9 protein-coding genes are annotated in these 10,934 nt (G+C 62.3%); 1 reads left to right on the forward strand and 8 read right to left on the reverse strand.

Translation table 11 applies throughout. From position 1 onward, the window contains the following. Positions 1-813 (reverse strand): 4Fe-4S dicluster domain-containing protein (locus tag VK804_RS06785; protein WP_325369180.1); only part of this gene is annotated, 813 nt, incomplete at its 3' end. Further along, the gene (locus VK804_RS06790) at positions 810-2,048 is read right to left on the reverse strand and encodes an FAD-binding protein (RefSeq protein WP_325369197.1); all 1,239 of its coding nucleotides are present in this window, start codon (positions 2,046-2,048) and stop codon (positions 810-812) included. The genes VK804_RS06785 and VK804_RS06790, both read right to left, overlap by 4 nt. A 294-nt stretch (positions 2,049-2,342) precedes the next feature. Between VK804_RS06790 and VK804_RS06795 the strand changes: the two genes are divergently transcribed. Beyond that, the gene (locus VK804_RS06795) at positions 2,343-2,678 is read left to right on the forward strand and encodes an antibiotic biosynthesis monooxygenase family protein (protein WP_325369182.1); all 336 of its coding nucleotides are present in this window, start codon (positions 2,343-2,345) and stop codon (positions 2,676-2,678) included. 200 nt (positions 2,679-2,878) lie between these two features. On the opposite strand, the gene VK804_RS06800 is transcribed toward VK804_RS06795, so the two are convergent. The 6 genes from VK804_RS06800 to VK804_RS06825 form a co-directional block, all read right to left on the reverse strand. Then, positions 2,879-3,766, reverse strand: coding sequence for an ABC transporter substrate-binding protein (locus tag VK804_RS06800; RefSeq protein WP_325369184.1), 888 nt, complete (start codon positions 3,764-3,766; stop codon positions 2,879-2,881). Positions 3,767-4,099: 333 nt separating this feature from the next. Next, the gene (locus VK804_RS06805; protein WP_325369186.1) at positions 4,100-5,074 is read right to left on the reverse strand and encodes an ABC transporter substrate-binding protein; all 975 of its coding nucleotides are present in this window, start codon (positions 5,072-5,074) and stop codon (positions 4,100-4,102) included. A gap of 283 nt (positions 5,075-5,357) precedes the next feature. Continuing rightward, positions 5,358-6,644 (reverse strand): tetratricopeptide repeat protein, encoded by a 1,287-nt coding sequence (locus VK804_RS06810; protein WP_325369188.1) that lies wholly within the window; start codon positions 6,642-6,644, stop codon positions 5,358-5,360. 360 nt (positions 6,645-7,004) lie between these two features. Continuing rightward, on the reverse strand, positions 7,005-8,771 hold the full coding sequence (locus VK804_RS06815; protein ID WP_325369190.1) for an adenylate/guanylate cyclase domain-containing protein: 1,767 nt from the start codon (positions 8,769-8,771) through the stop codon (positions 7,005-7,007). A gap of 130 nt (positions 8,772-8,901) precedes the next feature. Then, positions 8,902-9,744 (reverse strand): DAPG hydrolase family protein, encoded by an 843-nt coding sequence (locus tag VK804_RS06820; RefSeq protein WP_325369192.1) that lies wholly within the window; start codon positions 9,742-9,744, stop codon positions 8,902-8,904. Further along, a partial coding sequence (locus VK804_RS06825) for an FAD-binding oxidoreductase (protein WP_325369195.1) occupies positions 9,741-10,934 on the reverse strand: 1,194 nt, incomplete at its 5' end. The genes VK804_RS06825 and VK804_RS06820, both read right to left, overlap by 4 nt.

Raw genomic sequence — 10,934 nt, forward strand, 5'->3', positions numbered from 1 at the left:
CAGGATGGCGTCGAGGCCGCCTCGCTCGGCCTCCTTGAGCCAGACCGAAATGTTGGCGCGGGCGCGCCCCAGCGCGTCGCCGTCGCGCCCGAGATGGTGGGTCAGCGCGCCGCAACATTGCTCGTCCCTGACCAGCACGACCTCGATGCCGTGACGGGTCAGCAGATTGATGGCGGCCTGGTTGATACGCGGCGCCAGCACCTGCTGGGCACAGCCCTGCAGCAAGGCGACGCGCCCCTGCCTTGGGCCTTGGGCCGGGAACACGCTGCCCCCTGATGGTCCGGCTGGGGGCAAATGGCCCGGCGCCAGCGCCAGCATCGCCTTGATTCGCCGCAACAGCGTCGGCGTCGCCGATGCGGTTTTCGGGGTTGGCAGCAGCGCCCCCAGCGGCCGGCCCAGCCGCGCCAGCACCATGCTCAGCCGAAACAGCCCGGGTCGCGGCAGCACCCAGGCCAGCACCGCCCGCAACGCCCGTTCGGTCAGCGGCCTGGTATAATCCCGTTCGATCCTGACCCGCGCCTGATCGACCAGATGCATATAGTTCACGCCCGACGGACAGGTGGTCATGCAGGCAAGACAGGAGAGACAGCGATCGATGTGCTTGACCACTTCTTCGGTCGGCGGCTGGTTCTTTTCCAGCATCTCCTTCATGAGATAGATCCTGCCGCGCGGGCTATCGAGCTCGTCACCAAGCAGCACATAGGTCGGACAGGTCGCGGTGCAGAACCCGCAATGCACGCAGGCGCGCAGGATCTTGTCGGCTTCCGCGATATCCGGATCGGCGAGCTGCGCGAGACTGAATTCGGTCTTCATGCCGCACTTCCTCGCAAGAGCCGGCCGCGATTGAGGATGTTCTTCGGATCAAAGCTTTGCCGGACGCGTTCGCTTAGGGCGGCGAGACCGCGGGCCTGTGGATGAAACACGTCGACATTGCGGCGAACTTGGTCGGAGGCGCGAATCAGCGTGGCGTGGCCGGCGACCTCGTCGACGCGGGCGCGGACCAAAGCGGCCTGGGCGTCGGGCTTGGGCGGCAGCGCCGCCCAGATCAACCCGCCGCCCCAGTCGTAGATCACGTCGCCGCCGGTGTCGCGCGAAAGCCGCTCGCCGAGCCTGCCGCCCGAGGCCGGCGGACAGACGATCCGCCACACCGGCCATGCCCCCAGCGCGCCGCCGGCCGCGAACGGCTCGACGTCGCGAATGGAACCCCAGAGCGCGGCAGAAGCGGCGTCTTCCAGCATGTCCGCCGCCGCGAACGGAGCCAGCAGTTTAGCGAGGGCTGTGGCGCGATGGGCGACGGAGGCCGAAATGCCCTCCAGCCGCAACAAAGTGGCCGCCTGCCGCTGGGCGCCGAGCTCACCGAGCCCGCCGCCGGCCGATCGAAATGCCGAATTCGGAACGTGCGCCGCGCCCGTGACATCGAAGGGCGAGCCGAGCGCCGCCGTCATCGCCTTGTTCGCGCTGATATCGTCGAGCCCGTGCAGCACCAGGGTGCGCTCGCTCTCCGGCCGCGGCATGACCTTCAGCGTCACTTCGGTCATCACCGCCAGCGTACCCCAGGAACCCGCCAGCAATTTGCAGAGATCATAGCCGGTGACGTTCTTCACCACCCGGCCGCCGGCCTTGAAACTGTCGCCGAAGCCAGACACCCCGTGTGCGCCGAGCAGATGGTCACGGGCGCCGCCGGCCTTGATGCGGCGGGGGCCGGCGAGGCCGGCGCCGATCATGCCGCCGATGGTGCCGATATCGGGCGTCCCCAGCAGCACGGCGGTGTTCATCGGCTCGAAAGCGAATTGCTGGCTCTTGGAATCGATCAGCGAGGCAACGTCGGCCAACGGCGCGCCGGCCTGCACGGTGATGACCAGTTCGTTCGGCTCATAGGCTGTCACCGCATTGAGCGCCGACAGGTCGAGCAGCGCATTGGTCGCCATCGGCTGACCGATCAGCCGCTTGCCGCCATGGCCGACGATTTCCAGCGGCTGGTCGCTCGCGATCGCCGCCCGCACCACTTGTTCGACATCCTTGGCGTCACGTACCTTCAGGGTATCCACGTCTGTCGCCTTGCCCCGTCCCGTCACCAACGCGGCCACCTCGGTCGCAGCCGTCATCGGCATCCCTTCTAAAGCGCTGGATGCCGGACACAAGAGCGCCGATGCCGGAAGGCGGCAGCCGGTTCGATGAAAGTCGCGGCCATCGGCTTCCGGCAGAACCTGCGCCTCGCGTGCCTCCAGGACGCTTCGATCGGGATCGAAGTGATTAACGTTATCGTTCGACGTTGATCGAACTATAATCTTCGGGATTCGATCTATCAGAGGACTTCCCGAAGAAAACAAGGAGTGATGACGATGGTTCGATATGCAATGGACAAGACTGTCGGCGAAGCCGTCGATGGCGGCGGCCTGTTGATTGTCGCGCAATGGGAGGCCAGGGAAGGACAAGCCGACAGGGTCGCCGGCATTCTGGATCGTTTCCTCCCCGAGGCGCAGAAGGAACCCGGCGCAAAGCTGTTCCTGATCTCCAGGGCCAGGGAAAATCCGGCGCAGTTTTTGTTCTACGAACTGTTCCGCGACGAAGCCGCCTTCAAGGCCCATCAGGAGAGCGCGCATTTCAAGACCTACATCGCCGGCGAAGCGCTGCCGCTGCTCGCCAAGCGCGAGCGCGCGCAATATCAGTTGCTGTGACGACGCGACTCCCCTCCCCCCGCGAGCCTGGCGAGGGGCGGGGAGGGGGTGCTTGCTCGTGGAGAGGTCCACTCACCAGGGCGTGTACTCATAAATCGGGACGGCCATGGAGTTGACGATGTCCGAGTTGCCTTCGGAAGCAGACGTCTTGGCTGACTCGAGGCCAATCCGCTAAACGCCAACAACGGAAATGACCGAGGTTATTCGATCACCTCGTCGGCGCGAGCCAGCAGCGTGGGAGGAATCGACAGCCCGAGCGTTTTGGCGGTCTTCAAATTAATCGCTAATTCAAATTTGGTCGGCAGCAGTATGGGTAAATCGGCGGGTTTGGTCCCCTTTACAATACGCGCAGCATAGATGCCCGCCTGTCGGTAGGTTTCAGTGTAACTCGTCCCGTAGCTCATTAGGCCGCCTTCTGCGACCTGTATCGCTGAATCATAGATCGTGGGCACCGCTCGTCGTGCCGCCATTCTGATTATCTGATCGCGGTGAGCGCTAAAAAACGGATCGGATATCACCACCAGACCACCGATCTTCGCTTGGACGATTTCATCAAATGCTGAGTCGATCTCGACCTCGGTGCTGGCAAAAAGAAAATGAACTGGTTGTGAAATTGATTGCGCCGCGTTTTCGATGCTCGATTTCACGTCGGTCAGATCCGGCCGTTTTGGATCGAGCAAGACGCCAAAGCTCGTGTTTCCGGCAGGGACCAATTCGCGAAGCAGCTGAAGTTTTTTCTGCTCCAACGCGACGCTGTAAAGCGTGACACCCGTAACATTGCCGTCCGGGCGGTTGAGGCTACTTACTATGCCGTGTTTGACTGGATCAGTTCCCACCACGAACACAATGGGGATCGATTTAGTCGCGGACATCGCCGCGCGCACAGGGAGATCGCCAGCGACTGCTACGATTAGCGCCACGCGCTGGTCCACCATTTCTTTTGCGAGCATCGGCAATCTGTCGAACGTTCCGTTAGCCCAGCGGTACTCCATCTTGATGTCTCGGCCTTCGACCAAACCGACTTCGCCAAGCCCTCGAAGGAACGCGGCCAGGACCGCTTCGGAATCGGTGGCGGTGCGTGCGCTCAAGAACCCAATCACGGGCAGAGACTGCTGCGCCCTTACCGTGAGCGGCCACGCCACTGCACCGCCTAAAACACCGAGAAAATGCCGCCGACGCATGTCTGCCCCATGCTCTGGAGACGACATCTTAGCGGCTCAAACAAGCACTGCGATAGGGGCTGGACCCGCGTCGAAACCATTGCCGCAGCGCACAGCTAATGTCGCAGTTGGGTCAGTCGCGACACTTTGACCGTCGGCCGGCCACTTCCGGTCCACCCCGAGGAACGGACATCGTTAGACCGCTCCGGCATGTCAGAAAAGTGCCAGAAGGAAACTCATCCACCGCAGCAAATTGCAAAGCTATTCGATCACCTCGTCGGCGAGCGCCTGCAAAGTGGGCGACACGGTTAGGCCGAGCTCTTTCGCAGTCTTGAGATTGATGACAAGTTCGTAAGTTGACGGCTGCAGCACCGGTAGGTCGGTGGGCTTTGCGCCCTTGAGTATCTTTCCCACATAAATTCCGCATTGGCGAAATGCATCGGGCAGATTTGCGCCATAGCTCATAAGTCCGCCTGCCTCCGCATACTGGCGCAAGGGGTACATTGTGGGCATCGCAAAACGTTTCGCCAGGGTCACGAGCTGATCTTGACGACTGATGAGATATCCATCAGCGGTGATGATTAGCGCTTCGACCCGGTGCTGCAGCAAGGTGGGGAAAGCACCCTCGATTTCCGCGTCATTGCTAGCGCCAATAGTGACAAGTTGCAGGCCAAGCGCTTGTGCGGCCGTTCGCAGGTCGTTCAGTTGGGGCTCAGCGTTCGGATTCACCGGATTAGCAAGTGCGGCTATAACGGTGGCCTTTGGTACGAGCTCGCGCAACAACTCCAGGTTCTTCGCACCCAATCTGGTAAACATGAAGGCGATGCCGGTGACATTACCCGTCGGCCGATTGATACTCGATACCAGACCCGATCCAATCGGATCACTACCGCTCAGGAAAACGATCGGAATTTCTGGAGTTGCTGCTTTCGCCGCCAATCCGGCAGGAAGAAAGTCAGCGGCTATGACTGACACATGACGGCTGATCAAGTCCGCCGCCAGCGCTGGTAGTCGATCGTATCGACCGTCCGCCGGACGATCTTCGATCGTAACGGTAGAACCTTCACCAAAGCCTCCCTCGACCAGACCCTTCCGGAACGCGGTTCTGGATGGCATCGTTGGCAATGACCCTTGGTGGAGAAAACCTATGACCGGGCTCGGCTGCTGCGCGCGCGTCACAACCGGCAAAGCCGCCGCCGCTCCGCCAACAAGTGTGATGAATTCGCGCCGCTGCATGTCAGAATCCACGCTCAAGAGACGGCATATTAGCGGCTAAAGCGAGTACTCCGATAGGGCTCAAACCGTTCAAAAACCATCTTGCAGGGCACGGCCAATGTCTCAGTTGGGTCAGTCGCGACACTTTGACCGTCGGCCGGCCACTTCCGGTCCACCCCGAGGAACGGACATCGTTAGACCGCTCCGGCATGTCAGAAAAGTGCCGGACTCGGAAGAAATCCCGCCCCGGCAATTGCTTCAACCAAAGCTCCCGGGGTCGCAATGATTTCGGCTTCGCGAAGCCCTATTCGGCAAGGTCGGGATCAATCTTCTTTGCGGCGACGATATCGGCATCGCCGCCGGCCCTGTCTCCGTCCAGCCGCCTGACGACGCCACGTCGAAACAAGGCTGCGGCGTAACCGGGATCAAGCCGAATTGCCTCGGTGTAGTCGGCGATGGCGTGAGCATAGTCCTTCTTTCGGACGAAAGCCGTGCCGCGATTGTTGAAGGCAACAGAGAATCTTGGATTGAGCCGAATGGCTTCGTTGTAGTCGGCGATGGCGCGGTCGATCTCGTTTTTGTGCAAATAGGCGAGCCCGCGATTGTTCAAGGCAACGGGTAATCGTGGCTGCAGGCGGATTGCCTGATCGTAATCCGCAATGGCGCGATCATAGTCCGCCTTGATGCTGTGGACGACGCCGCGGTTGTAGTACGCTTGGGCCGAACTCGGATCGAGGCGGATGGCTTGACTGAGGTCCGCCAACGCATGGTCGTAGTCCTGCTTTTCCGTGTAGACGCTGCCTCGGTTGGCGTAGGCGTGAGCCAAACCAGGATCGAGGCGGATCGCCTGATCGTAGTCCGCGATGGCGCGATCCCGGTCACCCTTGTTGCCGTAAATGCTGCCGCGACTATCGTAGGCAGGGGCGTAGGTCGGGTCGATCCGGATCGCCATATCGTAATCGGCGATGGCGCGGTCATAGTCGCCTTTGATCTGATATGCCCCACCGCGATTGTTGTGGGCTAGGGCGTAAGCCGGATTGAGGCTGATCGCCTGGCCATAATCGGCGATGGCGCGGTCGATGTCGCCCTTGGCCTGGTACATCGACCCGCGGCCATTGAAGGCATACGCGGCCTTGGGATCGATCCTTATCGCAGAATCGAAATCGGCGATGGCACGGTCGATGTCACCCTTGGCCGCATAGGCGTTGCCCCTGCCATTGTAAGCGACGGCGAAATTCGGATCGAGCGCGAGGGCCCTGGTCAAGTCGTCGATCGCGTTGTCGTTTTGCTTTTTGGCAAAATATGCCGCGGCCCGGCCGTAAAACCAAACGGCTGAGCTGGCATCGATGGCGATCGCCTGATCATAATCCGCGATCGCAAGGTCGAGCTCGCCGTTGTCGAGATACGCCCTGCCACGGTTGCCAAAGGCTACCGCAAGATCCTTGCCAACAAAGGCTCCCGACTTGATCGCGTCACTGCATCCGAGGATTTGTTGGCCGGCCGGGATATCGGACTTGCCGGTGCAACTACGGTCGATCAAAGTTTGTGCGCGAGCCGGTGCCGGAATCCATGCCAGCGACAGAATTGTCATTGACGGCATCGCTGCGGTCAAAACTGCGCCAAAAAATCGCGCCCTTGAAAGCATAGCCCACCCCTGCCGGTCAGAACGCATCCCCGGTTCGGCTTATTGGTGTGCTCGGACGATATACCGGTTCAATGCTGCGATGGGTTACGCAGTCCATCAACCATCGACATGATCGCCCTGGTCAAACCGGTCCGGAATCGGCTGCCGGTGCCATGTCCGGTGTACCCCCGCAAGCGACCGCATTGCGGGCATGCCTGGTGCTCCCTTTTGTGCCAAAGAGCGACATCGACTCGATCACGATCCGTCCGCTCAGATGGCGGGGATCGTAAACTGAAAGAAAACAGCCTGCGGTTCGCACGGGATCGCCTAATCCAAACCGGCACGACGGAACCCTTCCAAATAATGTTCGCGATCAGCGTCGTATCGGATCGGCATATGGCTGGCGAGCCAGCCAAGGGAAATATTGGGCTGCGCCCGTTCAAGCTCGAGCAATGCGGCCCTGGCCAAATCGTCACGGCCCGCCATGCCGGCGGCGGCAGTCAATACCCGATGACCGCCGACGAAGTCGCCGCGTTGCCTGATGCCCTCGGTTGCGAGGCGTATCGCGTCGTCATAATTGCGCCCGACAAAGTGCGAATAGGCGGCGATGCCGCAAAAAATTGCCGCGAAGGGGTCGCGAGGGCTCAGTCGCAACGCCCGTTGCGCCGCCACGCAGGCCTCTTGCCAACGACCGCAATACGACAGGGTCAGGCCGTAGTAACCCTGGGCAAGCGAAAAATTGGGATTGAGGCTTAACGCCGACTCGAACGCGCCCAGCGAATCTTCGAAGCGCCGCTTGAACAACAACGCGCTGCCAAGTGCGAGATGCGCCCAGGGATCCTCGCTGTCGGCCTGGATCGACGCCAGCGCAGCGCGTTCGGCGATCGGCACGACAGTTGCCATGTCCGCCCACCCCATATGCGCGCTGAAAGTATGGCTGGCGGCGAGCACGCCAAGCGCCTGGCCGTAATTCGGATCGATCGCGATCGCCTTCTCCAGCAGCGCTTGGGCGACAACATTATCCTGTCGCGTCACCCGCCAATAATGCGACAGCGCCCGCATCACCAGATCCCACGCATCCATGCTGTCCGGCGGCTTGCGGCGGGCACGAAAATTCTCCGCGGCATAGAGTTGCGGTTCGATCGCAGCGACAATGGCCTCGGTGATTTCATCCTGTACCGCGAACACGTCCGCGATGCTGCGGTCGTACTTTTCCGCCCAGAGATGACTGCCGGTTGCGACATCATTGAGCTGCGCTGTAATGCGCACGCGGTCGCCGCGCTTGCGGACGCTGCCTTCGACGACGTAGCCGACGCCGAGTTCCTCGGCGACCTGCTTCAGGTGAACGGCCTTGCCCTTGTAGGTAAACGACGAGTTGCGCGCGATCACGAAGAACCAGCGCAGTTTGGACAGTGCGGTGATGATGTCTTCGCTGATGCCGTCGGAGAAATATTCCTGCTCCGGATCGCCGGACATGTTGGTGAACGGCAAAATGGCGATCGAGGCGAGTGCTGCGGGTGCCGCGTTTTCCTCCTTCGGTTTCGGTTTGGCGAGATCGGGAGCCGCGCGCGGGTGCCATTTCCAGACGCGGATCGGCCGATCGATATTCTTGACTGAAATCTCGCCGCCATCGCGAAAGCTCACGTCGATCCGGTTGCCGACGCTTTCGTTGACGATGGACGAGACGCAAATCCCGCCCGGTTCGGCCAGCGGCTCGAGACGGGCGGCGATGTTGACGCCGTCGCCGTAGATGTCGTCGCCCTCGATGATCACGTCGCCCAGATTGATACCGATCCGCAGCACGATTTTGGGCTGGCGCTGGGCCTCGTCCGGCAGCAGGCCGTCGGAGCGTTGCACCGCCAGCGCACAATGCACGGCGTCGACGACGCTGCCGAATTCCGCGATGGTGCCGTCGCCGATCAGCTTGACGACGCGGCCGTGGTGGGCGGCCACGGCGGGATCGAATACCGCCTGGCGGTGTTGCTTGAGCGCGGCGAGCGTGCCCTCTTCGTCGACCCCCATCAGACGCGAATAGCCGACCACGTCGGCTGCAAGGATCGCCGCGAGCTTACGGTTGACGCGTTCTTCAGCCATGGCCGCTTCGGCCTTACCCCGGAGGATTTCCATTCAACGTAGTGCGCCGTTTTGAAAAATCCACGACCAAGGTGCGGTGAAACCGTAAAAAGGGGAGGCTTGGCGCCCGAGTGGTTAGGTCCAAGTGAAACTACGTCTGGCCGTCGCGCCGGCATTGCGCATAAAGCGCCGGTAGAAATTGCGCCAAATGCTGCATTTCCTCGGCGCAGTGCACCAACAGGGCGCGCGCGTCGGCTTCGGTCGGGCGCATGAAAACGCGTGCCGCCCGTGCCATCACGGTTCCGAGCGCGCTATTGCGGCCGGCCGCATAGCGCCCACCGATAAAGAAGCGCGAACGCATCTCGCTGCCGCCCGTGGTCCGGCGCACATGGTGAACGAGGTAACCGACATCGATTGGAACATCAGCGAGGCCCGTTCGCGCACATACGATGGTCGCCTGCTCGGCATCGTCGAGGCCCGCCTCGGTAAAGCCCAGTCCCGCGGGCGGCAGAAAACGGATGGCGGCGCGCAGCAACGCACTGCCGATATACTCGTCGACAATGGAGGTTGCCTCCACATAGCGCGCTCGGCTCTGGCTTCCCGGCGCGGGCGGCGACAGCCAGGCGGCGTTGACGTGCGCCAGCGGATGCCAGAGCTTGTAGCGCTCCGGGCTGTCGCTGTGCCAGCCGAACCACCAGTCGATCATCGCTGGCGTCACGCCCGGCAGATCGGTGCGCGCCGCAACCACCATGGCGCCGTCGGCGGTCAGCGCAAAGCCGTTCTCGATGGCGGGCGTTTGCCCGAACAAGCTCCGCGGCGCCGTGTCGAGCGTCGGCAGCAGCGGCTCGGGCAGGGGGCCGCGATCGAGCGCGTGGCGGATAGGGTCGGGCAGCGGCCGGATGTCTGGATCGAGAAAGCGCGCGTAGGGTTTGGTCGCGAGATCGGCTGCGTCCCAGCCGAGATGGCGGCCGGCAATCGGTCGACTGCGCTTCATCGGTTGTCGCGCGCCTGCCCGTCGGGCCTGCCCATGTAAGAGTGAAAGCGGCCCGCGGGGTCGAGGCTCGCCTTGAGCCGATCGAGCCGCGCCAGATTGTCTTGTGCCATGAAGCGCGCCGCCCGCGCGCCGAGGTTTTCGTCGGCCAGCTGAATGCCGGTGGCCAAGGGCGCCATGTCGGTCATGCCGTCGAGCGCCCAGCGTGCGGCCTTGTTTGCGGCCTTGTCCTCATCGCCGGCTTCGCGCCAGACGCCATACATCGCCACGTAGATCTCATCCTCGAATGAAAAAGCCATGTCGGGCCGCCGCAGCCGCGGCGCCCAGTTCATCCATAAAATATGCGACGGCGCCGGCGGCAGCTTGGCGACGATGCGCTTGAGTGCGGGCAGAAGCGCGTCGGGCGCTGCCCGCGTCCACATATTATCCACCGCATAGCGATGATTGTCCGGGTAATGCGACATCACCCGCGCGCTCAGCGTCGAGAGCCGCATCGGGATGAACGGCGTCGCCCGCTTGGCGCCGGGCGGCCGCGTTTTCATAAAGTCGAGATCTTTCCACGCCGCGAAAATGCTGTCGGCAAAAACCGGCGCCACCACCATGATGCCGGGGCCCTCGATAAAGGGAATGCAGCGCGACACCATGAACATCAGCTCGATCGAGAGCGGCACCTGCGGCCCGACCTGATGCGCCCAGCGCACGATCTGTTCCAGATGATCGGCGGTGTAGAACGCGAGCTTGGCGCCGATCACTTTCGGCCGCCGGTAAAGCTTCAAATAAAAGCGGGTGATGACGCCGAAAAATCCCGGTCCGGCGCCGCGCGCGGCCCAATACACGTCGGCATTTTCGCTGGCGCTGGCGTGGCGCAATGCGCCATCGGCGCCCACATAGTCGATGCCCAGCACGCTCTCGCAGGCCATGCCCACCGCGCGCGAGTGCCAGCCGAAGCCGCCTTGCAGCAGAAAGCCGCCGAGCCCAACGCCCTCGCAATGACCGATCGGGAAGAACAGCTTCTGTGCCGCCAACAATTTGTTGACCTGATTGCCGCGGCAGCCCGGCCCGACGGTCGCGCTCAGCTGCCGCGCATCGATCGTCACTGCGTTGAGGCGCGATACGTCGAGCAACATGCCGCCGTCGCGGACGGGATTGCACGACCAGCTATGGCCGCCCGAGCGTGTCGCGACGGTCCAGTT

Origin of the sequence: Bradyrhizobium sp. (assembly GCF_035484855.1) — a bacterium.
Lineage (GTDB): Bacteria > Pseudomonadota > Alphaproteobacteria > Rhizobiales > Xanthobacteraceae > Bradyrhizobium.

Coding starts and splice junctions, on each gene's coding strand:
- VK804_RS06795 (WP_325369182.1), top strand. CDS start 2,343: ATGGTTCGATATGCAATGGACAAGACTGTCGGCGAAGCCGTCGATGGC.
- VK804_RS06805 (WP_325369186.1), bottom strand. CDS start 5,074: ATGCAGCGGCGCGAATTCATCACACTTGTTGGCGGAGCGGCGGCGGCT.
- VK804_RS06810 (WP_325369188.1), bottom strand. CDS start 6,644: ATGACAATTCTGTCGCTGGCATGGATTCCGGCACCGGCTCGCGCACAA.
- VK804_RS06815 (WP_325369190.1), bottom strand. CDS start 8,771: ATGGCTGAAGAACGCGTCAACCGTAAGCTCGCGGCGATCCTTGCAGCC.
- VK804_RS06820 (WP_325369192.1), bottom strand. CDS start 9,744: ATGAAGCGCAGTCGACCGATTGCCGGCCGCCATCTCGGCTGGGACGCA.